20 protein-coding genes are annotated in these 22,561 nt (G+C 70.0%); 9 read left to right on the top strand and 11 right to left on the bottom strand.

Going from position 1 to position 22,561, the window contains the following annotated elements; all coding sequences use genetic code 11:
• Nucleotides 1-11 precede the first annotated feature (11 nt).
• The gene (locus tag ACFORO_RS10010; protein WP_377868410.1) at nucleotides 12-662 is read left to right on the top strand and encodes a TetR/AcrR family transcriptional regulator; all 651 of its coding nucleotides are present in this window, start codon (nucleotides 12-14) and stop codon (nucleotides 660-662) included.
• Nucleotides 663-665: 3 nt separating this feature from the next.
• Here the strand turns inward: ACFORO_RS10010 and ACFORO_RS10015 are convergent, their stop codons facing one another.
• Nucleotides 666-1,913 (bottom strand): MFS transporter, encoded by a 1,248-nt coding sequence (locus ACFORO_RS10015; protein WP_377868411.1) that lies wholly within the window; start codon nucleotides 1,911-1,913, stop codon nucleotides 666-668.
• 243 nt (nucleotides 1,914-2,156) lie between these two features.
• Between ACFORO_RS10015 and ACFORO_RS10020 the strand changes: the two genes are divergently transcribed.
• Both ACFORO_RS10020 and ACFORO_RS10025 read left to right on the top strand, forming a co-directional pair.
• Nucleotides 2,157-2,975, top strand: coding sequence for a class II aldolase/adducin family protein (locus tag ACFORO_RS10020; protein ID WP_377868412.1), 819 nt, complete (start codon nucleotides 2,157-2,159; stop codon nucleotides 2,973-2,975).
• Between the two features lie 7 nt (nucleotides 2,976-2,982).
• Nucleotides 2,983-4,542: a long-chain-fatty-acid--CoA ligase gene (locus tag ACFORO_RS10025; protein WP_377868413.1), complete on the top strand. Its 1,560-nt coding sequence runs from the start codon at nucleotides 2,983-2,985 to the stop codon at nucleotides 4,540-4,542.
• Between the two features lie 132 nt (nucleotides 4,543-4,674).
• Here ACFORO_RS10025 and ACFORO_RS10030 read toward each other — a convergent pair whose 3' ends face one another.
• Complete coding sequence (locus ACFORO_RS10030) at nucleotides 4,675-5,133, bottom strand: HAD family acid phosphatase (protein ID WP_377868414.1); 459 nt, start codon at nucleotides 5,131-5,133, stop codon at nucleotides 4,675-4,677.
• Nucleotides 5,134-5,411: 278 nt separating this feature from the next.
• On the opposite strand from ACFORO_RS10030, the gene ACFORO_RS10035 reads away from it, so the two are divergent.
• Nucleotides 5,412-5,690 (top strand): hypothetical protein, encoded by a 279-nt coding sequence (locus ACFORO_RS10035; RefSeq protein ID WP_377868415.1) that lies wholly within the window; start codon nucleotides 5,412-5,414, stop codon nucleotides 5,688-5,690.
• Between the two features lie 70 nt (nucleotides 5,691-5,760).
• On the opposite strand, the gene ACFORO_RS10040 is transcribed toward ACFORO_RS10035, so the two are convergent.
• From ACFORO_RS10040 to ACFORO_RS10050, 3 genes are all read right to left on the bottom strand, one after another.
• A complete protein-coding gene (locus tag ACFORO_RS10040) occupies nucleotides 5,761-7,491 on the bottom strand; it encodes a hypothetical protein (RefSeq protein ID WP_377868416.1) in 1,731 nt (576 codons plus the stop codon).
• A gap of 56 nt (nucleotides 7,492-7,547) precedes the next feature.
• Nucleotides 7,548-8,447: a hypothetical protein gene (locus ACFORO_RS10045; RefSeq protein ID WP_377868417.1), complete on the bottom strand. Its 900-nt coding sequence runs from the start codon at nucleotides 8,445-8,447 to the stop codon at nucleotides 7,548-7,550.
• Between the two features lie 950 nt (nucleotides 8,448-9,397).
• A complete protein-coding gene (locus tag ACFORO_RS10050; RefSeq protein ID WP_377868418.1) occupies nucleotides 9,398-10,354 on the bottom strand; it encodes a ferritin-like domain-containing protein in 957 nt (318 codons plus the stop codon).
• Between the two features lie 649 nt (nucleotides 10,355-11,003).
• Between ACFORO_RS10050 and ACFORO_RS10055 the strand changes: the two genes are divergently transcribed.
• The 3 genes from ACFORO_RS10055 to ACFORO_RS10065 all read left to right on the top strand — a co-directional run bounded on the left by ACFORO_RS10055 (nucleotide 11,004) and on the right by ACFORO_RS10065 (nucleotide 13,800).
• Nucleotides 11,004-11,186, top strand: a complete 183-nt coding sequence (locus tag ACFORO_RS10055; protein WP_377868419.1) for a hypothetical protein — start codon at nucleotides 11,004-11,006, stop codon at nucleotides 11,184-11,186.
• A gap of 364 nt (nucleotides 11,187-11,550) precedes the next feature.
• Nucleotides 11,551-11,928, top strand: a complete 378-nt coding sequence (locus tag ACFORO_RS10060; RefSeq protein ID WP_377868420.1) for a hypothetical protein — start codon at nucleotides 11,551-11,553, stop codon at nucleotides 11,926-11,928.
• Nucleotides 11,929-12,366: 438 nt separating this feature from the next.
• The gene (locus ACFORO_RS10065) at nucleotides 12,367-13,800 is read left to right on the top strand and encodes a dihydrolipoyl dehydrogenase family protein (protein ID WP_377868421.1); all 1,434 of its coding nucleotides are present in this window, start codon (nucleotides 12,367-12,369) and stop codon (nucleotides 13,798-13,800) included.
• A 358-nt stretch (nucleotides 13,801-14,158) separates the two neighbouring features.
• Here ACFORO_RS10065 and ACFORO_RS10070 read toward each other — a convergent pair whose 3' ends face one another.
• The 3 genes from ACFORO_RS10070 to ACFORO_RS10080 all read right to left on the bottom strand — a co-directional run bounded on the left by ACFORO_RS10070 (nucleotide 14,159) and on the right by ACFORO_RS10080 (nucleotide 16,478).
• Complete coding sequence (locus ACFORO_RS10070; protein ID WP_377868422.1) at nucleotides 14,159-14,758, bottom strand: CDP-alcohol phosphatidyltransferase family protein; 600 nt, start codon at nucleotides 14,756-14,758, stop codon at nucleotides 14,159-14,161.
• 122 nt (nucleotides 14,759-14,880) lie between these two features.
• Nucleotides 14,881-15,732 carry a class I SAM-dependent methyltransferase gene (locus ACFORO_RS10075; protein ID WP_377896528.1) on the bottom strand — a complete coding sequence of 284 codons (852 nt, stop codon included), beginning with the start codon at nucleotides 15,730-15,732 and terminating at the stop codon, nucleotides 14,881-14,883.
• Nucleotides 15,732-16,478, bottom strand: a complete 747-nt coding sequence (locus tag ACFORO_RS10080) for a Crp/Fnr family transcriptional regulator (protein WP_377868424.1) — start codon at nucleotides 16,476-16,478, stop codon at nucleotides 15,732-15,734. The genes ACFORO_RS10075 and ACFORO_RS10080 overlap by 1 nt, the downstream gene beginning before the upstream one ends.
• Before the next feature lie 139 nt (nucleotides 16,479-16,617).
• On the opposite strand from ACFORO_RS10080, the gene ACFORO_RS10085 reads away from it, so the two are divergent.
• Nucleotides 16,618-16,965 (top strand): DUF427 domain-containing protein, encoded by a 348-nt coding sequence (locus tag ACFORO_RS10085; protein WP_377868425.1) that lies wholly within the window; start codon nucleotides 16,618-16,620, stop codon nucleotides 16,963-16,965.
• A gap of 386 nt (nucleotides 16,966-17,351) precedes the next feature.
• On the opposite strand, the gene ACFORO_RS10090 is transcribed toward ACFORO_RS10085, so the two are convergent.
• The 3 genes from ACFORO_RS10090 to ACFORO_RS10100 form a co-directional block, all read right to left on the bottom strand.
• Nucleotides 17,352-18,176 (bottom strand): class I SAM-dependent methyltransferase, encoded by an 825-nt coding sequence (locus ACFORO_RS10090; RefSeq protein WP_377868426.1) that lies wholly within the window; start codon nucleotides 18,174-18,176, stop codon nucleotides 17,352-17,354.
• Nucleotides 18,173-19,807 carry a radical SAM protein gene (locus ACFORO_RS10095; RefSeq protein WP_377868427.1) on the bottom strand — a complete coding sequence of 545 codons (1,635 nt, stop codon included), beginning with the start codon at nucleotides 19,805-19,807 and terminating at the stop codon, nucleotides 18,173-18,175. The genes ACFORO_RS10090 and ACFORO_RS10095 overlap by 4 nt, the downstream gene beginning before the upstream one ends.
• Before the next feature lie 864 nt (nucleotides 19,808-20,671).
• Entirely contained in the window at nucleotides 20,672-21,262 is a 591-nt protein-coding gene (locus ACFORO_RS10100) for a sigma-70 family RNA polymerase sigma factor (RefSeq protein WP_377868428.1), read from the bottom strand.
• Nucleotides 21,263-21,551: 289 nt separating this feature from the next.
• On the opposite strand from ACFORO_RS10100, the gene ACFORO_RS10105 reads away from it, so the two are divergent.
• Nucleotides 21,552-22,532, top strand: a complete 981-nt coding sequence (locus tag ACFORO_RS10105) for a ferritin-like domain-containing protein (protein WP_377868429.1) — start codon at nucleotides 21,552-21,554, stop codon at nucleotides 22,530-22,532.
• Nucleotides 22,533-22,561: the final 29 nt, after the last annotated feature.

Genomic DNA, 22,561 nt, shown 5'->3' on the forward strand with positions numbered 1-22,561 from the left:
GGGAGCGAGCCATGCCAAGGGGCACCACCAAACGGCGGCCGCGGACCACTGCCGCGCTGATCGACGCCGCGTTCGAGGTATTCGCCGAACGCGGCTTCTACGGCGCGTCGATCGAGGACATCTGTGATCGCGCCGGGCTCACCAGGGGCGCGTTCTACTCGAACTTCGCGAACAAGGAAGAGCTGTTCTTCCGGCTTTTCGACAGTCACGCCGACCGGGTCGTCGCCTTCTGGGCCGACGCGCTGGCCGGGGTCGAAGACTCGGACGACCCGCTGGCGGCCTTGTTCGAGGGGCTTTTCCAGCAGGAAAAGGACGAGCAGCACTGGTTCCTGATCTCCGCCGAGTTCTCGCTGTACGCGATCCGCAATCCGGAGACCGCCGAGAAACTGGCCGCGCACGACCGAGAACTGCGGGAGAAGATCACCCCGTTCCTGCGGGACTTCTTCAAGCGCGCGGGCCGGAAACCGGACGTCGACCCCGACCTGCTCGCCAGGCTGCTGACCGCCGTGCACGAGGGCGGGATGATGCAGAGCCTGGTCGAACCCGCGAAACTGCCGCTCGGCACGCTGGAGCGCACCTTCCTCGAGCCGCTGTTCACCGCGGTGTCGCACGAGACGCCCAAACGGCCCCGGCGGTCCGCGGCGCGAACCGCCCGGCCGTAGCCCTCAGCGGACCGATCGAATCGGAAGCACTGACGCGGCGGCGAGCAAGCCGACCGCGATCGCGGCTCCGAACAACAACCGGTAGCCGCCGAGTGCCACAATTCCCGCCGCCACGGCGGGTGCCGCGATCTGCGGGATGGCCTGGGCGAGGTTGATGATGCCGAGATCCCGGCCGAAATCGCGCGCCTTGGCCAGGACGAGGGTGGCCAGCGAGGTGTCCACCGCGAGGTAGGTCCCGTAGGCGATGCCATGCAGCAGCGCGGTGACCAGGTACAGGTGCCAACTGCGGGTCAGCACCGGGATCAGCAGGCTCAGCCCGAACAGTGCGCTGGAGGCGAAAACGAACACCTTGCACCGTTGCAGTCGATCCGACAGCCAGCCCCCGGCCAAGGCCGCGAGCGCAGCGGCGCCGGTGTCGATCAGCGTCACCGCGGCTACCGCCGACAGCACCGGCATCCCGGCCGGCAGCACGATGTAGTCGCTGAGAACGAAAACGATGAACGCGGTCACCATGAAATAGCACAGCGACATCAGCGTCCGCCCGACGAACACCCACCGGAAGTCGTGCTCGGCCAGCGCGGAGAAGAACCCAGCCGCCCGCCGGACCGGACCCCGCGCCGCCGCGGTGACCGCCGGTGCCTCGGCAAGCCGGGGCTCGGGACGCGGATCCCGGGTGAAGGCGACCAGCAGAACGGCCCCGACGACCACGGCGGCGCCCAGCGTCAGATAGGCGGAGCTGCTGGAAAGCGCCGCGGCCACTTGGGTTCCCGCGACCGTCCCCACCGCGAGACCGGCCGCCGACACCGCCGAAGCGGTGCCACGCTTTTCGCGCGGCACCCGGTCCGGCACGATGACGGTCAAGATCGCGTGGAAGCCGTAGGCGAACGTCTGCGCCACGCAATACCCGATGCCGATCAGCACCACACTCGTCGGGGCGCCGGTCAGGAGCAGCACTGAAATCAGCGTGGCGAGCGAAGTGCCGAGCAGCCACGGATTCCGCCGGCCGAACCGTGAGCGGGTCCGGTCGGACAGCGCACCGCTCACCGGCGGGCCGAGCGCGGCGCTCAGCCCGGCGAACGTCGCGACCACTCCCCACGCGCCAGGTCCACCGAGTTGGCCGACCTCGAAGGCCGCCAGCGTTCCGGTGCCGGTGAGAAACTCGTAAACCGCGACGTTTCCCAGAAACAGCAGGGGAAACAGCAACGCCAGCCCGCCGGAGCGCTTCGGCCGGCCGGTCGATGGGGATCTCACAGCCTGGGTATCCATGGCACCTTCCCGGTGACTCGATCCAGCCCGGTGCGCGCGCCTCGGCGCGACACTCCAGATACAACCTTGTATCCAATGCGAAAACGTATCGTGAACGCCGTCACAGCGATTGTCAAGCCGCGCAACGCCCCGGCAGACGTGCCCGGCCGCGGTTGACACGCGCGCCGGAAGCGGCGACGATACATAGTTGTATCCGATACGCATATGCATCTTCCTCGACCTCCGGGAGTGATTTCCGTGGCCGCGACAATTCCTGACTCCACCCGAACGGCCGCCGGTCCGGCACCGGACGGCGTCGAGCTCCCCGGTCCGCCCGTCTTCGCCACGATCGAAGAGGAACGGCTGCACCGCAAGCAAGAACTGGCCGCCGCGTTCCGGCTGTTCGGCAAGTTCGGCTTCTCCGAAGGCGTGGCCGGGCACATCACCGCGCGCGACCCGGAGAACCCGGAATGGTTCTGGGTCAACCCGTTCGGCGTGAACTTCGCCCAGATCTCGGTGTCCGACCTGATCCTGGTCGACCATGCCGGCCGGGTCGTCGAGGGCAGGCTTCCGGTGAACCGAGCCGCCTTCTGCATCCATTCCGAAGTGCACAAGGCACGCCCGGACGTGATCGCGGCGGCGCATGCGCATTCCTTGCACGGCAAGGCATTCGCGAGCCTTCGCCACCGGCTGGACCCGATCACGCAGGACTCCTGCGCGTTCTACGAGGATCACGGCCTGTACGAGGATTTCCGCGGCGTGGTCAACGAAACCGAGGAAGGCGAGCGGATCGGCAAGGCACTCGGCCCGCACAAGGCCGTCATCCTCGCCAATCACGGCATTCTCACCGTCGGGCACACCGTCGCCGAGGCGGCGTGGTGGTTCATCACGATGGAACGGTCCTGCCAGGCGCAACTGCTCGCCATGGCGGCGGGGACGCCGCAGCCGATCGATCACGAAACAGCCATGCTCGTCCGCGAGCAGACCGGCAGCCCGCTGGCGGGCTGGTTCCAGCTCCGGCCGCTCTGGGACCAGATCGTCGCCGAACAGCCGGACCTGTTCGACTGAACCGCGCATGGGAATCAACCTCGCCACGATGCTGCGCGAATCCGCCGCGGCCTGCCCGGACAAGCCGCTGCTGGAAACGGGCGGCGAGCCGTTCACCTACCGCCAGGTCGACGAGGCCAGCGGACGGATAGCGGCCAGCCTTCGCGCGCTGGGCCTTGCCCCCGGCGCCAAGGTGGCCGTGCACCTGCCCAACGTGGCGGAATTCGTGCTGACGTATTTCGGAGTGCTCAAAGCCGGCCTGGTGCTGGTGCCGCTCAATCCGGCCCTGCGCGCAGCCGAGATCGCCTATCATCTCGCCGACAGCGAGGCCGAGCTGATGGTCACCTCCGCGGCTACGGCGGCCGAGGTAACGGCCGCCGCGACAGAGGTTTCCGGCGTTCGGTGCTATGTCGTCGGAGCCACCGGAGCCGAAGCCCCGCCGCCGGGCACGCAGCCGTTCGAAGCGCTGCTGCGTGGACCCGGCCGCGTCGACACGACTCCCACCGGCGCCGACGACACGGCGGTGCTGCTGTACACCAGCGGCACCACCGGCACGCCGAAGGGCGCCGAACTCACCCACTTCCAGCTGTACATGAACTGCACAGTGGCGGGCGAACTGCTCGGTTACACCCAGCGTGACGTCACGGTGGGCGTCCTGCCGCTGTTCCACGTGTTCGGGCTGTCGAGCGTGCTCAACACCGTGGTCCGGTTCGGCGCCACCCTCGTGCTGGTCCCGAAGTTCGACGCCGCGGCCGTGCTGGACGCGATCGAGAAGCACCGGTGCACCGTGTTCGCCGGTGTTCCGACGATGTTCTTCGCGCTGGTGCGGGAAGAACTGACCGACCGGGACCTCTCGTCGCTGCGGGCGGCGAACTCGGGCGGAGCGGCGATCCCCGAAGAGATCCTCCGCGCTTTCGAGGCGCGGGTTCCCGGGGTCGCGATTCTCGAAGGCTACGGCCTTTCCGAAACCGCCTCCGCCGCCACTTTCAACATCAGTGCCGCACAACGAAAGATCGGTTCGGTCGGTAAACCCATCTGGGGCGTCGAGGTCGCGGTGCTCGACCAGGACGACCGGGAGCTGCCGCCCGGTTCCGAGCACGTCGGGGAGATCGTCATCCGCGGGCACAACGTCATGAAGGGCTACTACCGGTGTCCGGGCGACACCGCCGAGGCGATCCGGGACGGCTGGCTGCGCACCGGCGATCTCGGTTACCGCGACGCGGACGGGTACCTCTTCGTCGTGGACCGCAAGAAGGACCTCATCATCCGAGGCGGCTACAACGTGTATCCCCGCGAGGTCGAGGAGGTGCTGTACACGCATCCGGCCGTCGCGGAGGCCGCGGTGATCGGCAGGCCCGATCCCCGGCTCGGAGAGGAGATCGTCGCGGTCGTCGCGAGCAAACCGGGAAAGCACCTGGACGCCGGCGACCTCATCGGCTTCGCCAGGAAACGGCTCGCGGGCTACAAATGCCCCCGCGAAGTCCGGATTGTCGATCAGCTGCCGAAAGGACCGACCGGCAAGATCCGCAAGGCCGACCTGCGGTCCGCGGTTTCGCTCCCGCAGCGTCCTCGACGGAACTTACTGTAAGGCTGTGCCGTGGACCCGGGAGCGGAAGCCGGGTAGTGGTCCGTGAGGGACTCCTTGAGGGAATCTGATTCCCTCAAGGAGTCCCTCACGGACTTCAAGAGCCACCCGCAACTGGGGGGGGGGTGTGGCGGTTCAGCCGAGCAGGCCCTGGTAGTCGGGGAGCTTGAAGGTGCGTTCGGCGTGGCCGCCGGTCAGGTCGCTGTTCCGGTTCCCGATGTTCGCCACGATCGTGTAGCCCTTTTTCTCGATCGCGGTGCGGGCGCGGATCTTGACCGTGCCGACCGGCTCGAGGTCGAGGACGGGGTGCAGGTAAAGACCGTCGACGGGGTAGCCGACCCGCTCCAGATTCGCCTGGGTAAGGGCACGGAGCACATCCGGCCTGCCGGTGACGAAGAAGATCGCCGCTCCCTGTCGTTTGGCGGATCGCGCCAGTTCCAGGGACGGAGCCGCTTCGCCAAGCCGAACTGGCTCCGGCCGGCCGACTCGGCCATGCTGCGCGCCCCGGTGTTCGGTGCAGGCGCCGAGAGGAACGGGTCCGCGCTGCGGCCCGCTCGGCGCCACGGATACGGCGGCGATCAGGTTCCCCGGCACGCGGTCGCCATTCCGGCATGGGCAAGCTCATTCCCGCGCACTCATAGAAATAGGTACCCGATCTTTTTCCCGGGTGCCGGAAACCGGGCCTTCACCTGAACAGCCGCCTTGGCAGTCGCCGAGGCTCGGTCACCGTGGTGACGGGCCTTCGTGGTTGTCACTCACAGGCGTGGTCCCGCGCCGGTGGCCTGTCCGCCACCCCAGCTCCTCCGAACTCCTGGTGATCCACTCGCCATCCGGATCGTGTCCGATGACCGTTCAAGGAGAAGGAGAACACCGTGAGCACATTCCGCCGTCGCCTGCTCGTGACCGCCGCGCTGCCCGCCGCGGCACTCGGCTTCCTGCTCGCCGCACCCGGCGCGGCGTCCGCCTCCACCACACCCGCCCCCGCGGTCGCACAGTCCTCCGACAACGGCCACGGACACCACCATCGCTACGGCTTGGGCCTGAATCTCAGCCTTGTGCTGGGCCTGCAGATCAGCGGCCACGGCGGCTGGCACGACGGCGACGACTGCGACGGCGGTCTCCTCGGCGACGGCCTGGTGCTCGGCGGCTGACGTTCCGGTGCGCACCAGAGCGGGGCACCGGATTCCTCCGGTGCCCCGCTCTGGTGCGGCCCGCGAACCGTCAGACGGTGTGCGGGGCGTGCGCGGCGGTGTTCCAGCCCGAGGCGTGGACATCGGCGTTGCCGCCGTTGCCGCCCCGGCCGGAGTTCCCGCCGGTGGTGCTGCTGTCGTTCCAGGCGTCGCCGGTCGAACCGGTGGCGCCGGTGTCACCTGAGTTGCCCGAGGTCACCGTGGTGGCCGACTTCGTGCCGTTCTCGTGGTTCCAGCCACCGTGGTGGCGGCGGCCCTGCTGCTCGTGCCCGCGGGTCGAGGTGACGGCGGTGTTGCCGCCGGTCGAGCCCGAGCCGCCCGAGTTGCCGGACGTGCCAGTCACGGCGTTGTTGTGGCTGGTGGCGTTCCCGGCGTCGCCGGAGTTGCCGCCGTTGCCGCCCTTGGCGGTGCCGGTCACGACACCCAGGACTCCGGTGCGGCCGCCCTGCTCGTGCCGCTTCCAGCTGTGCCCGCCGGTGTTCGTGGCGGAGTTCTGGCCGGTGCTGACCGCGGTGGCGTCGCCGCCGTTGCCCGCCCCGCCGGAGTTCCCGCCGGTGGCGGCGCTCCGGTTGCCAGCGGCACCGGTCGCCCCGGTGGCGCCGGTGTCACCCGAGTTGCCCGACGTCACAGCAGTGTGCGAGGTCGTGCCGTTCTCGTGCTCCCAGCCACCGTTGTTCCAGCCGCCGTTGTTCCAGCCGCCGCTGTGGTTCCAGCGGTTGTCCTGGCCGCCCACGGTCCACACGATGGCGGAATTGCCGCCGGTGGAACCGGAGTCGCCCGAGCTGCCGGAGTTCCCGGTCACCGCGCCGTTGGTGCTGTTCGCGTTGCCGGCGTCGCCGGAGTTGCCTCCGTTGCCGCCGGTGGCGGTGCCGGTGACCGAACCCAGGACGCCCGTGGTGCCGCTGCCCTGGTTGTGGCGGTTCCAGCCCCAGCTGTGGCCACCGTCGTTCGCGGCGGAGTTCTCGCCGGACGCGGTCGTGGCGGCGTCGCCGCCGTGGCCCGCGTCGCCGGAGTTGCCGCCGGTGGTGCTGCTGGTGTTGGTCGCGTCACCGGTCGAGCCGGTGGCACCGGTGTTCCCGGAGTCGCCCGAGGTCACCGTGGTGTCGCAGCGGGCCAGCACGCACAGGCCGTAGGCGCTGTTGTGCCCGGTGGACCCGGAGTTACCCGAGTTCCCGGAGTTCCCGCTGACGGCCTTGTTGCCGCTGGTGGCGTTGCCGGAGTCGCCGGAGTCGCCACCGTTGCCGCCCTTGGCCGTGCCGGTCACGGAGCCCAGAATTCCGCTTCGCGACGAGTGGCGACCGTTGTGCGAACCGGCCGTGTTCTTGCCGGACGCGGCCGTGGTCCCGGAGCCGCCGTTGCCGGCGTTCCCGGAATTCCCGCCGGTGGTGGTGCTGGTGTTCGAGGCGTTCCCGGTCGAGCCGGTCGAGCCGGGGTTCCCGGAGTTGCCCGAGGACACCGAGGTGCTGCACTTGGCCAGGACGCAGACGCCATAGGCGCTGTTGTGCCCGGTGGACCCGGAGTTGCCCGAGCTCCCGGAGTTCCCGCTGACAGCGTTGTTGCCGCTGCTCGCGTTCCCGCCGGAACCCGAGTCGCCGCCGTTGCCGCCGGAGGCAGCACCGGAAACGACGGAGTGCAGCGTGTCGCCGAGCCCGCCCAGCGGGCCGGAGTTCCCGGTGTCCGCATTGGCCACCGCATTGCCCAGCAGGAGGAACCCGCCGGAGACGAACGCGGCGGTCAGGCCGCGTCGTACGTACTTGTGCATGACTTCCCTTTCCGTGCTCTCTGTCCATTGTGGATTTTGAGGGTGGAAAGGGAACGTCAGCTCGGATGATCGTTGCCGTAGTACTCCAGCCAGTGCAACGACCACGCTCCGGCGGGCGGCGCTCGCCACGTGCGATCCGTGCCGGGCATGCCGCTTCCGGCATCGGTCACGGCGAACTCGCCGCCGCGCTGAGAACCGGAACCGGCGGACAGCGCGCCGCTCACGCCCGCGACGTCCGCGGGCAGCCCGCCGCCACCGGATCCCGACAGCGGACCGGCAACGCCGATCTGTGCCGAACCGGAATGCCGGGCAACCGACACGGCCCCGGCCCGTACGTCAGGACGACGCTGCGAGCCGGTCTGCTTGACCACGACCGGACCGCCGGGTCCGGCAGGCGCGGCGACCGGCGCGGAACCGAAGTCTCCGTGCGGCGCGGGTTTCGCCGGCCGAACGGCCTCCGGATGCCCGGTCACCGCCGGGACCACGTGCTCGGCCCCGACCGCCCGCACCACCGGCGCGGTCAACGGCTCCGTGGCGCGCAGGACCGGCGAGGTCACCGGAGACACCGCGTGCAGAACGGGCGCGGTGACCGGCCGTACGGTTGCCAGCAGCGGCTCGGCCGCATGCAGTACCGGACGGGTCAGCCGGGCGACCACGGGCTCGAGCCCGTCCGTCGCCGGCTTCACCGCCGGAGCCACCCGCGACGTCATCGCGTGCACCGTGTCCGTGACCGGCTTGAGCACCGGACCAACCGGCTTGAGCATGTCGTGCGCGGTGTCGCCAACCTGGTCGAGCACGCCAGGCCGAGCCGGCGGAGGCGAACCCTCGGAAGCGTTCGCGGCCCCCGACACGGCCAAGGCCAGCAGAGTGAATCCGAACAACGCGCCGGCCACCACGAGCACCCGAAGTGCCAGCGGGTGCCGCACCGACGTGTCATCCGTCAGGGAAGTATCCATCTATCTCACCCCCCTTCGAGTTTGGACTTCACCGTCAGTCGATATTCGAGGCGGCAATCATCACCGGATTGGGGGCAGAGCGAAGTTTTTTCTTTTCCTCGAACGAGTTTTCTACCGCTGAGTAGCGGGTACTATGCGCGTCTCGCCGGCGACAATACGGAGAAAGTGTCCGGGTTTATCACCCGAGTGACCAGAATGGACGCCTCGCCGCGGCGCGAACGGCTCCCGATCGGAACTGTCCATAAAGGACTATCCCCGCGCCGGGAGCCCGGCGACGGCCGTCGGCTCTCGTGTCTGCGTCGTCAGTACCGGCCTTGACCCGCACGACTGTTCGAGAGTGCGTTGTCGCCGTGCCGGGCAGACCACCCGCACAGTGCGAAACCGCCGCGCATGGGCAATCGCTGAGCCAGCGTGCGCCGACGAGCCTTCCGGGAGGAACCTGCGAACATATCGAGGCGAACAGCCAGCGGGAGAACGGAACCGCTGGTCGCGACGTCGCCGCGGCGACGTCGTGGCTGCGGACGCCGACTGTGCCGGAGGTGCCGCGTCGCGCGCCGGGCCGGTGCATCCCGACGCCGCAGCTCGCGGTTGTGCAGCCGGGTGCTCGTCATCCACGACCAGCGCCCGGCAACTCCCCGGCAGTGCGCCCGCTTCCTTCAGACACGGCAAGAGCACCTCGATCGGACGGCGCACACCAGGAATTCAGCACCGCTGCTTCAGGAATTGCCGAGGATGCCGAGTACTACTGATATCCGCGCACGAAAAAACGCCGGCCAGACAGCGCTTAAACGTCATCATGCCGGGTATTCGTCGCAATTTCGATTCTGGGAAACTGACGGAGGACTGCACGCGGGCCGCGGCCGTCGCCGGTCGCGGCGAGCCGAGCCCGGGAAACGCAGCGGGGCTGGACGTCGTCCGGTGGAGTCCGGCCCCGCTGCCGGTGGCAGGAGTCAGTGGCCGGCGCTGGTGTTGACCTCGCCGTTGACGCCCTTGGGGAAGAACCCGCCGGATGTCGCGGCCTTCGGGGTCAGGTAGACGATGTTGAGGACCTGGCCGGGGCTGCGGGAGAACGCGATGCCGTTGCTGTCGGCCGGGACGATGTTGGCGCGGCCGTGGCTGTCGATCACGCCCTGGTCGTCGTCGGCCGGGCCGTCGAGGCTGTCGCGAGCGTCGGACAGCTTGACCGTGGCCTTGCCTTCGCCGCGTTCGTAGAGCACGGTGCGGATGTTGGCGGCGTGGTAGGCCTCGACGGCGAGGATGCCCGCAGCGGCCTCCAGGTACGTCTTGTTGCTGATCAACGGCGCGGCGCCCTTGTAGGCGGTGACGCCGACGTCTTCGAAGAGAAACGCGGCGAGCAGGAAGTTCTCCTCGCACGCGAACGCGTCGAAGCTGCGGCCCGGTTTGACCAGGCCGGCGGCCTGTGCGGCGGCGGTGAAGCTGGACTGCAGGTCGATCGCCGGACGGCTGACCGCCGCCGCGCCGAGCGCGGAGCGCAGGAACTGGACGTGGTCCTTCTCGTCGGCAGCGATCTCCTGAGCGTACTGGCGGGCGGCACGGGTCTCGAAGCGGACGGCGCGGCCGCCGGTGACGCCGCCGCGGGTGCCGGTCCCGGTGGTCATCGAGTCGGCGAGGCCCTTGCCGGTGACAGCGTGCAGGTAGAACTCGGCTTCCAGGTATTCGAGGTTGAGCGCGAAGTTGAGGACCGCCCCGTCGCTGACGCCGCCGGAAGCGGCCGCGGCGGCGGGCCGGGCAGTGGCTGCGGACGCGGTCCCGGCGAGACCGCCGAGGGCGCCGGCACCGACGACGCCAAGGCCGGTCATACCCGCGGTCCTGAGGAATCGGCGGCGGTCCTGGTCGTTCTCGGCGCTGCGGTTGATCATTGCCGAGGCATAGCGTTTACCGAACACGGAACGAATCTCCCATCCCGCCCGCGCACGCGGCATTGCGCGACGTCGGGCGTATCCCGACCGCCCCGCGGTGACCTGCGGGCGGCAGGAGCGACCTTCGTGGACAGTGCGTATTCGAGCCTGCGACCACAACAGCTTGGTCCGACGCCCAAACGGCGTAGTTCATACCCGCAATCGGACATGTTAAACCAGCATAATAAGAGCAAAGACGGCAAATCTGGCGCGGGCGGCCCCGTGATGTCAGCCGATTGCCGGGTCGCGGCTACGCCATCGCGGTGTCCGGCTCCGGCTCGCCCGGCATCGGCACGGGTGCGTGTTCTCCGCCGGACCCTGCACGGCCGCGCTTCGGTGTTCCGCGCCGGCAGCCATCCGGGCCGAGCAGCCCTTCCCGCCGCCGGAACCCCACCATGGACAGACGGCCACGAAGGGAAGCCCGAAGGTCTCAGCCGACAATCCGTCGTCGTTCCCTCGCCATGACCTTCCCGGCTTCGGCGAGCGGACAAATGGTGCAGGCCACGCCATCCAGGGAGCACACGTACGCCCAACAGTCGTAGACACGAGCGGAGGGGCGGCCCATGACGACCGCACGCCCGCCTCGGGCGAACGGAGGCTGCTGACAGGCACGCCGGTGGCTGATGGCGCGATTGCCGTGATCGCCTCTGGATCGGCGAGCACGACCGTGCCGGAGGCGCTGCCGGGCGAGCTGAGCGAGGCGTGCGAGCTGTGCTCCGGCGTGGTCATGCTCGACCTCGCCCGATGCGATATCGACGGCGGCACGGCGGTCGCGCCGCGTTCCACACGCGCCGATACCGGTGCCGGATCTGTTTCGTGACCGCCGACCGGACGTCATGCCGGCGGGCGCCCTCGCGGGACTCTTCGTCGCTGGTGCGCGGCACGGCCGCGCCCGCCAGCAGGACGTGCTCGTGCCCCGGCACCGCCGCCCGAACGGCCGGTGCGGCCAGATGAGCTCCCGTCACCTCGCACCGCCGAACCGGCCGTCAACTGATGATCCCTCCGTTCCCGGAGGACCTTGCCCCGTTCAACCGCCAATGGCATCGTTGACCGGCGGTGTGTTGCTGCCGGGCGCGATTCTGTCCGCGACAGCTGGTCGTCGTCGACGCCTGGTCAACGCCGGCGTGTGTCTTTTCGCTGACATTTCCGTGGCCGACCGCGGAACGGTGGACTGAGATGGTGCCGTGAGCACGTCCAACCGGGAGCCGACCGGCAAGGCCAGGACCGACCGGTTGCCGGTGTGGCGGATCGGCCTGGCCGGCGGGCTGGCGGGCATCCTCTGCTGCGTCGGCCCGACCGTGCTGGCGCTGCTCGGCGTCGTTGGCGCCGGAACCGCGTTGGCGTGGGCGACGAACCTCTACGGCGGCTACGCGTGGTGGTTCCGGCTCGGCGGGCTGCTCGTCCTCACCGGACTGATCTGGCTGTCCCTGCGGCGCCGCGACCAGTGCAGTGTCGCCGGATTACGGCGCTGGCGCTGGCGGCTGCTCGCCGTTCTCGGGATCGCGGTGGGCGTCTACGCCGCGTTGTACGCAGTGACCACCTGGCTGGGCGCCTTCGCCTGATCATCGCCCGGCAAGACACACGGAGGTGCCGGCGAAAGGACGGCTCGGGCTGCTCGGCGCAGAGCCGCCCGCCGGTCTCCCGCGCCGTGAGCCGGGATTCCGAGTGCTCGGCCGGGCAGCGACGCAGCGCGGCCAGGCACCGGTCCGGACAAGCCGGCCGAACGTGGCATACAGGCTGAATCGGCTGATACCGGTGGTCCACGAGGTCGGCCCAGCCGGGCTGCCACCACAGCCGGGTCACGGCACCGATGACCGCCGAGGGATCGAAACGCTTGACGTCGGCATTGCGCCTCCACCATGAACCGCGTGTTCCAAGTTTATTGCCGAGGTGCCGGTGATGCGGACGAGAGCGTCGGGTCGCTGACAGCTCCCGCTCACCCTGCCAGCCGTTTCGGTGTGCTGGACGATGAGCACGTAGCACGAACCGGGAGGACCAGCGTGACGCGAGGCTATGACCTGGCCATTGTCGGCGGCGGAACCGCGGGCATCATCGCCGCCAAGACCGCGGGCGGGCTCGGCGCGCGGGTCGTCCTGGTGGAGCGTGACCGCACCGGCGGTGACTGCCTGTGGACCGGGTGCGTGCCGAGCAAGTCTTTGATCGCCGCGGCCCGCGCCGCGCAGGCCATGCGCGCGGCGGGCCGGTTCGGTATCACGCCGGTTGAGCCGCGGGTCGACTTCGCCGCCGTCATGACTCATGTCCGCCGGGCGATCGAGCGGATCGAGCCGGTCGACTCGCCCAGGGCGCTGGCCGTGGCCGGTGCCGAGGTCATCGCCGGCACCGCGCAGTTCTCCGGGCCGGAGGAGCTCCGCGTCGACGGCCGGTCGCTGCGGTTCCGGTACGCGCTGATCGCCGCTGGTTCCGCCCCGGCGCTCCCGCCGGTGCCTGGCTTGGCCGAGGTCGAGCCGCTGACCAGTGACTCCGTCTGGGACCTGGCCGAACTGCCGGAGCGGCTGGTCGTCCTGGGCGGCGGCCCGATCGGGTGTGAGCTCGGACAGGCCTTCGCCCGGCTCGGCGCCGACGTGACCCTCATCGAGGCCGACGGCCGCCTCGTGCCACGTGAAGAACCCCAGGCCTCGATCGCGCTGTCGGCGACGCTGTCCGCGGACGGGGTCCGCGTGCTGACCTCGACCACCGTGACCAAGGCCGTCAGACATGCCGACGGGATACGGCTGGAGCTCAGCGGCCACGACTTGGACGTTTTGGACGCGGACCGGGTGCTCGTGGCCACCGGTCGCCGTCCCCGTACCGCCGGCCTCGGTTTGGAGCGGGCCGGGGTGCGGCTGGACGAGCGTGGCTACGTGGCGGTGGACGCCAAGCTGCGCACGAGCAACCGTCGTATCTACGCGGCCGGCGATGTCACCGGCGCGCCGGCGTTCACCCACGTCGCAGGCATGCACGGCAGCATCGCCGCCACCAACGCGCTGCTCGTGCCGGCGCGCCGGATCGACCACGACCGGATCCCGTGGGTGACGTTCACCGACCCGGAGATCGCCCACGTCGGTCTCACCGAAGCCCAGGCCCGTCACCGCCACGGTGGCGCGGTTCGGGTCCGGTTGCTGCGGCACGAGCACGTCGACCGCGCGGTCGTCGAGGACGACACTGACGGCTTCACCCACGTTGTGCTCGACGCCAAGGGCCGCGTGCTCGGCGCGACGATCGTGGCGCCGCGCGCCGGAGAGATGCTCGCCGAACTCGCCGGCCTCGTCGCCCGCCGTGGCCGGTTGCGGGACCTCGCGCCGGTGATTCACCCCTATCCGGCCTGGTCTGATGCTGTCTGGAACGCGGCCGTGGCCGAGGCGGGCGAGGCGCTGCACGCACCGGCCATGCGCCGCCTGACCGGTGCCCTGCTGCGTCTGCGCCGGGCCCGGTGACACGCCTCGCCGGGACCCGAGACCGGCGGATCCCGTGGCGAACGCCACGGTTCGGCCGGCTGCTGGGCGTACGGGTGGTTTCGCTGGCCGCCGACGCGCGCTGCTGGTCGGGATCCCGTGGCCCGGCACCTCGGCGAAGGCGTCGTGACGTAGCGCCATGGCGAGGGGCTTCGCGCGAATGTCGCCGCGGCCGTATTGGTCGCGCTCGGCGGCTCCGCGGGACTGCCGATGTCCACCACGCACGTGTGCGCCGGCGCGTCGGGCGCTCAGATGAGCCGGCCAACACCCGGACCCGGCGTGATTTCGCGGCCGCCTGGACCATGACCGCGATGATTTCCGCGGTGGTCGCCGCCGGGGTTTACCTGCCGGCGCGGTAGCCGGCACGCCGGCGCAGTACTGCGCGGACGGTGAGCACCGCTTGCATCGTCGCCGCGGGCCGGGCGACGACCGGACGGGGTGCGTCGATCATCCGGCCGCGGCGGACGCTGATCGCGGTGACAGTGATGACCGGAGCCATCCAGGCCGCCAGCGCGGTGGTGCGCATGGCGCGACTGGGTTCGTGCCGGAGTGCGAACCAGGTCCAGAAGGCCGCGTCGGCGAGTGAGTCGGCGGCCGCGCCGAACAAGGTCTGGGCACCGAGCCGGCGGGCGATGCGTCCGTCGGCAAGATCGCTGGCGAGTGCGGCGACGGGGGCGGCCCATCCGGTGGTGAGCGCGGGCAGGTTGGCGCGGGTCAGGGTGATGACGCCCGCGACGCCGATGGACCGGCGGCGTTCGAGCATGCCCAGATGAGTCGCGGCCAGCGCCCAGCTCGCGATAGTCCACAAAGGACGCTTTCGGTGGCTGACGACAGCGAAGACGAGATGCAGCGCGGTGATTTCCCCCAGGGCACGTGGTCTGCGCTGGGCTTGCCCGATCGAGCGCCGCATGGCTTGCGTGAGGAAGCAGGCCCAGGCCATGGGCCGCCATCGCCGCTGCCGCAGCCCGTCCAGGAGCGCGTTCGTTGCCGCCCTGCTGTCATGGCCGGCCGTCACGGGGCTTCGGACGGCAGCGACGGCAGGTACGACATGCGGTTCTCCTCTTATCCCGCGACCGGAAGACGGGCGACGACGCGACGCAGGGGAAACGGCAGCCGACGTCCTGGCCGCGCCCAGGTCGCCAGCGCGAGACGCGCCGCCTCGACGCTCTCGGGTGCGATGCCGGGCAGGTAGAGCCCGCCGACGAGCAGGGCTGCCGCACGCGGATCGGCGATCTCGCGCCGGAACACGCGGCGCTCGCTGGCCTCGACGACGAACCCGTGCGCGCGAAGGATCTTCGGCAGCCCGTCGCGGGCGTCGGGGTTGGGCCACGGCTGCGACCGGATGCCCAAGGCCCGCGTCACTCGCCACCACCCCCGCAGCCCTCGACCGAACCGCATCCGGGACGGGACCAACGAGACCAGCGTCCCTCCCGGCCGCAGCACCCGCGTCACCTCGGCCAGCACCGCGTCGAGCGGAGTCAGTACCGGGAAGCACATGGCCGCGCACACCGCGTCGACCGTGTTGTCGCCGATCGGCAGCTGATCGGCGCGGCCGCGGACCACCGGCCCGCGGCCGGCGGCCGCGGCAAGGGCCAGTTCCCCCGCGGACAGGTCGACGCCGAGCCACCTCTCGTCCCGCAGCACGTCACGGGTGGGCGCCGAGCCGCACGCGAGGTCGAGAAACGTCTTCGCCTTGCCGCGCAGCGGTGCCACCAGCCACGAGTACGGCCGGTTACACCGCCGATCTGTCGCCGGGTCCAGGAGGAGCTCGGTAATACCCGGCCGATCGTCGTGATAGCGGGACAGGTAACGAGGCCACAGCGCGGTCTCGGCCGAGGTTCGGCATCCGGCGAAGCAGCCCGCGCCGGCGACGGTAAACGGCACCGCGCAGTTCACCGCCGCCCGAATCCACATCACGCCTCCTGCCCGGTGATGGTGAGCAGCTTGGCCGGATCGCGAAGGTGAATCGCGGCGTAGCGCACCTCGATCAGGCCCTGGCGCTCGAATTCCTTGAGGATCTTGTTCAGGGACGGGCGCTGCACGCCGAGCAGCGCGGCGAGCGTGCGCTGCGGCAACGGGACGTCTTCGCCGACCGCTTCGTCGACCAGCAGCCGGGCGGCCTGCGCGGTCAGCGACCGGCCGAGCAGCCCGATGATGCGGCTCTGGCTGGTCGCCAGACGCTGGGCGACGCTGGACAGCCAGCGGCGGGCGATCAGCGGGTGCTCGGCCAGCAGCTTCTCGAACGCGGCCGCGTCCAATGCCAGCGCGGTCACCTCGTCCAGCGCGCGGGCGGTGTAGGTCAGCGGCATGTCGAGCAAGTGCTGAATGTCGCCGTCGACGTCACCAGGCTGCAGAAGGTAGACCACGGCGCGGCGCCGCCCGGCGCCCACCGACAACTCGACCCGGCCGCGTCGCACGATCCATACGCCGTCCGCCGCGGCACCGCCGCGAAAGAGCACCGCGCCACGCTGGTAGGTCCGGGTACGAAGAGACGCGGCCAGCGCGTCCACGTCGGCGGAACCCAGCGGCGCCGCCTCGCCGCGTCCAACGCAGCGGGCGACCCAGGCGGCCTGCCGGATCGCCATGTCGGCCGCCGGGCCGGTGCCCAGCAGCCGCATCGTCTGCTCCATCGCCGCGGCCGGCAGCTTCGACAACGCCATGTGCCCAGCCTGGCACCGTGCCGCCCGGCGTGCTCGCGCCGCCTCCGTCAAGTGTCAGCGAGGTGACACACTTTCCGCGCTGTCAGCGAGCTGACACTCCAGCAGCACGTATCGAGGCCGAAGTGATCCTATGCAACCCATGATGCGTGCTGTATGGAACGGGATCGTGCTGGCCGAGGCGCCCCGCACGGTCCGCGTCGAAGGAAACCACTACTTCCCGCCGGACTCGGTGAACACCGGCTGCTTCGCCGCGAGCCGGACGAAGACGCTCTGCCCGTGGAAGGGGCTGGCCAGCTACTACAACCTGACCTCGGAGCGGGGTGGGGCGCCGGACATCGCCTGGTACTACCCGCGGCCGAGCCCGCTGGCCCGGCGGATCAAGAACCACGTGGCGTTCTGCCCCGAGGTGACCGTCGAGGGCGAACCCGTACCACGCCCAGGCGGCGGCTTCTGGACCCGCCTTTTCGGCCGCCCGCCCGCGTCGTGAGCGGGAACGACACCGGTGCCACGGGGTACTTGCGGCCCGGCTGGCCGTACTGCTCGCGCCTGCTCGGCGACCTCCCCCGCATCGGCCTCGAGGACCTCGCGGCACGCGCCGCTGGCGTGCCGGGCTGGGCGTCACGCTGCTGGCCGGCATGGGCTGGTTCGCGCTTGCCGTGGCCAACCCGGCGCCCACCTATCTGACACAGTGTCCACATCCTCGGCGCGCCGCGACCGCTGCCGCGCAGTCCATCACCAGCACCGCGATACGGAGTTCGAGGTGACACCAGATGCCGGCCCGCGCGTGCAGTTCGCCGCGCCGCATGATTCCGCCTGGCCGAGCCAACGGTGTTCGCTCCCCTTCATGCGAGGACAATGTGCCGAGCGGGACTGTCAGCGGCCGGACACTCCTTCGGGTTCCGATATGTCCGCGGGTTTCTCGGCGACGAGCAGGGCGTACCCGATGAGCCCGTCAGCGACGGCTCGCTTGGCCAGCGCCGCGTAGCGCAGCACCGCGTCGACCTCCACCCCGGCCTCGGCCAGCCGGGCGGACGCGGTCATCCGCAGCACCCGCAGCCGGGCGTCGATCTCGTCGATCATCCGCGCGATCGCCTCGTCGTGGACCTCGGTGTGCACCACGGACAGCCCGGCCTGTTCCAGAATCGCCGCGTACTCGCCCAGCGGACGGGCGTCGGCGATGCAGGCGACCCACGCGGCCACCGTCCTCAGTTCACCAGGCAGCCCGCCCTCGGCGACCGTCACGTCAGTGATGCCCACCCGGCCTCCGGATCGGAGGAGCCGCGCGAACTCGGCCGCGGCGGCCGCTTTGCCCGGGAACGTGCAGAACGCGCACTCACAGACGACGGCGTCGAAAGCATTGTCCAGCAGCGGTATTCGTTCGGCATCACCGAGGTGGAACCGCACCTTCGCAGCCAGCCCGGCGTCGGCCGTCGCCGCACCAGCGCGCTCCACTGTGGACTGTCCAAGGTCGACACCGTCGACGGTGACGTCGTAGTCGGCGGCGAGCAGGCGCGCGGTCGCACCCGGCCCGGAGGCGATGTCGGCGACCCGCTGACCGCTGCGCAACCGCAGCCGTTCGGCCAGCCGCCGGGTCAGCGCCAGCCCGCCGGGGTGATAGGACTCGCCCAGCACCAGGGCCACCGCGTCGTTGCCGTAGGAGGCGGCGCAGCAGGACTTGATCTCGGCCGGGGTGTTCACTCCCGCACCGCCCGCCTGCCGACGTTGGTGGTGTCCCGCGCGATCGCCGTCCGACCCCCGTTGTCCGCGCCGTGGTGCCTGCCCGCCGCATCCAGGGCGCCCGCGACCTTGGAGCCATACGGCGAGTCGGCGAGCAGCGGTTGCAGTTCGACCGAGTTCGGCACGACGTCGGCGACCTTCACCCCGGACATCTGCTCGCGCACCTGCTCGCGATAGCCGACGGAGTTGTAGGCACAGAACGGAATCAGCCGCCCGTCCGGCGTGATCTCCTCGACGCAGCACTTCATCAGCTGCTTGACATTCAGGGTGTAGGGGTCCTGGAAGTCCTGCACCACGATCATGAACGCCCGGTCGGTGAGGTTCGCGAGTGCCCCGGGCAGGTTCACGCCACACGCGTCCGCGCAGTCCAGTGCTTCGGCGGTCTGCCGGAGCCGCTCTTCGGTGGTGTCGGTGCCCATGAACGCCGACGCGCTCCACAGCTTTTCGAGAGCTTCGCGGATCGCGTAGTCGGGGACGACCCGGTTGGACACGTAGTCCAGGTAGTCCTCCACCCGCAGCAGCCGCGGGATCGGCACCACCCCGAAGCCCGGCTGTCCCGGGGTGCCTTCGGTGAGCAGGTAAGTGATCGACCGGCAGGTGGGAAAGCAGCAGGGCACCGGGAAGAAGTCGTCCTTGCCGAACCACCCGGGGCGCTGCGCGGCGATCAGCTCGATGACATCGGAATTGGTCAGCCGGGTCAGCGGATCGAACTCCACGTGCCGTCCGGAGTGCGTGACCGGCTGGAACGACACCGACCGCACCGCCGGATGCGCCAGCCCGAACTCGATGATGTCGCCGAGTTCGTGCTCATTGAGCCCGCGCTCGACCGCGGCGACCAGGGTGACGGTGAGTCCGGCTTCGGCGCAGTTGTCCAGCGCCTGCCGCTTGCGCTCCCGCAAGTCTTTGCCGCGGATCTCCAGGTGGGTGCGTTCGTCGAAGCCGTCGAACTGCAGGTAGATATTGATCGACTTGCCGCCCCGGCCGTTGCGTTCCCCCAGTGCGGCGGCGAAGCGTTTGTCGGTCGCGAGCCGGATGCCGTTGGTGTTGAGGTTGACATTGCGGATCGGCTTCGCCCGGGCCAGGTCGATGAAGTCGAGGATGTGCTTGTGGATTGTGGGTTCGCCGCCGGAGAACATCACCACCTCCGCCTCGCCCTCGGACTCGACGAATACGTCGAGCATCCGCTCGCACTGCTCCAGTGTGATCGAGTAGCCGTCAGGCTGGTGACCGGAGTCGGCGAAGCAGATCGGGCAGTCCAGGTTGCAATTGGTGTTGACCTCGATGATGCCCAGGCAGGCGTGCTGTTTGTGCTCCGGGCACAGCCCGCAGTCCGAGGGGCACCCGTCCTTGACTTCGGTCTGGAACGTCAGCGGGACGGTGCCCGGTTTGTTGAACCGGGCCGAGGCAAGGTACGCCTGCGCGTCGCCGTAGACCAGCGCCTCGAATTCGCCGTGCTCCTTGCATCGTTTGCGCAGATAGACCTTGTCCTCGCGAATGTTGACCTGCGCGTCCAGCACCGTCTTGCACACCGGGCAGATGCTCTTGGTGTACTCGACGAACACCTCGTCCCGATCCCGCTTCTGCGTTGTCACCGGCCACTCCCGCCCGAAGATCCGCGGTCAGGTTTCCGACTTGATCCCACCAGCCGGCCGCGGCGTTCGCAGCGCGAATGTCAGCGAGCAGACACTTGCCGTCCGGATGTGGCCGCTTGCTGGAACGGCCAGCCTCGGACCATGTCCGAGTACCGTATCGACGTAACTGCAACGCCCGCCGGCCTGAAGCTGTTTCCGGAGCGTCTCTGCGGAGATCGGACGCCGGTCCGCTGGACAAGTCCGTGCGCAATGTCCTGAATGAGTCTGACCGTGCCGCAGCATGCGTGTCTCGAAGTACTCGCACAACAGCCGGGACTGCCCGACGCTGAGCTGGCACTCGCCGCATTTGTCGCGCGCCATTCGATGAACCTGGCGTTGCGCGGACTACCGAGCCGCGGACTGGTCGCCTGGCCAGCGAGCACGCCGCACGGCATAGCCTCGCCCGGCCAGCTCACCCGGCAGGCCGGGAACAGCTTCGGGCGAGCACCGCCGTCAAGCCGGCCAAAGGCAGATGCTCACGCCGCTCTCCACCGCGGCGCGGGACCGCCCGCGCCGTGATCTCGCCGCCAGCTCCGACGCACTGGGCAAACACCACGACGCTAGCGATCCCGACGTGCTTGGGCCAAGCCGGTCGCGCGGCCGGTACCTCGCCGGCCTCAGCTCCGTGGCGACGGCGTCGAGGACGCGGCCGCGCGATCCGCGTGACGAGCTGTTCGACACGGCGGACGGCGGACGAGGCCACGTCTCCCGGAATTCCCGAGCTCGGCCGCGCAGACGGGGCACTCGTCGAGGTGCCGGTCGGACTCGCCGCGCTCGAGGCCGGCGACCGCGCAGGCGCCAGCAAGGGGGTGGAGGTCGGCGGCATCATCCGGGTGCTCCCAACGCGTCCCGCAGCCGGAGCATTCCGCTGCGGACACGGGTTTTGACGGTGCCGACCGCGACACCGAGCAGGTCAGCGGCCTCGCGGCAGGTGAGGCCGCAGAAATAAGTCAGCTGGATCGACTCGCGCTGAAGCGCGGTGAGCCCGCGGAGCGCGCCGCGCACCCGATCACGCTCCACTATGGACAGTGCGGCCTCTCCGGTGTCGTCATACGGCCGGCGGAACTCCAGCCGCGCCGCTTTTTCCTGCCGGTTCCGGAACGCCTGTTCGGAGCGGACGCGGTCGACCGCGCGCCGGTGCGCGATGGTCAGCGCCCAGGTCAGCACCCTCGCGGTACGGGACGGGTCGAACCGGGCAGCCTGACGCCAGATCTCCAGCAGCACCTCCTGCGTGACCTCTTCCGACTGGGCCGGCGAGCACAGGACCGCATTGACCTTGCCGTGCACCGGCCCGGAGAGGTACTCGTACAACCGCGCGTACGCACGCTGGTCCCCCTGTGCGGCAAGGACGATCAGGACTTCCGGCGTCAGCGCGAAGGTTTCCCGCGCTGACGCCGCTGAGCGGGTGGCGGGCATGCGAAGTCCTTCCCCGGCGGCTGGTCACCGGTGATTCGCCGACGAGGGCCGCGCGTATTGGTGCGAGCCCTGCGGTCACCCGGTCGAGAGCCGCCGGATCGCGGCTCCGGCGAAGGCCCCGACGACACGCACGCGGCTCCGGATTCCGGTCACCTGATCGGTGCACCCGGCCAAACCGGGCCGCCACCGGCTCCGAACCCGAATCGTCCACGAAGGATCCGTTCTCGCGGCCGGGCGTCCGGCCGCGAGTGACGCCCGCGCTCCCGCGCGGGCGGGGAGGAGTTCGTCCGTGTTTGGCAAGCTTTATGCAGCTTCAATGATCAACCGGAGCGCGGAGAACGACCAGGACCGCCGCCGTTTCCTGCGGGCCGCCGGGATGACCGGGCTCGGAGTGGTGGGAGCCGGTGCGCTGGGCGGCCTGACCGCGGGCACCGCGGCGGCCTCGACCCGCCCGGCGCACGAGGCGGCCGAAAGCGCTCAAATCAGCGATGGCGCGGTGCTCAACTTCGCGCTCAACCTCGAGTACCTGGAAGCCGAGTTCTACCTGCACGCGGTCACCGGACGCGGGCTGCCGGACTCGATGACCACCGGCACCGGCGCCCAGGGCGGAGTCACCGGCGGCCGGGCAGTGCGGTTCGAGACGAAAGCCGCCCGCCAGTACGCCCATGAAATCGCCGGGGACGAAAAAGCGCACGTCGCTTTCCTGCGCGGCGCACTGGGCTCCGCGGCCGTGAGCCGGCCGCAGATCGATCTGCAATCCAGTTTCACCGCCGCCGCGCAAGCTGCGGGCCTCGTGAAAAAGGGGCACACCTTCGACGCATTCGCCTGCGAAGAGAATTTCCTGCTGGCCGCGTTCCTTTTCGAAGACGTCGGGGTGACGGCCTACAAAGGCGCCGCACCGCTGATCAGCAACAAGACCTATCTGGAAGCCGCCGCCGGCATCCTCGCCGTCGAGGCCTACCACGCCGGGAACATCCGCACCGCGCTCTACGAACGCGGCGGCGGCCTGTTCGGCACCAACTCGCGCGAAGCCACCGTCAAACTCTCCGACGCCCGCGACAGCCTCGACGGTCCGACCGACGACGACCAAGGAGTCATCGACGACCGCGGCAACGCCAACATCGTGCCCGCCGACGCCAACGGCATCGCCTACAGCCGCAGCCCCGGGCAAGTCCTCAACATCGTCTACCTGACCAGCAAAGCCGCTACCTCGGGCGGCTTCTTCCCCAAGGGCGTCAACGGTGCCGTGAACACCAGCGCCGCACACTGACCCGGCCGCCGCGGTGCCGGGCCGCCGCC

The organism is Amycolatopsis halotolerans (assembly GCF_042647905.1).
GTDB classification, from domain to species: Bacteria; Actinomycetota; Actinomycetes; order Mycobacteriales; family Pseudonocardiaceae; genus Amycolatopsis; species Amycolatopsis halotolerans.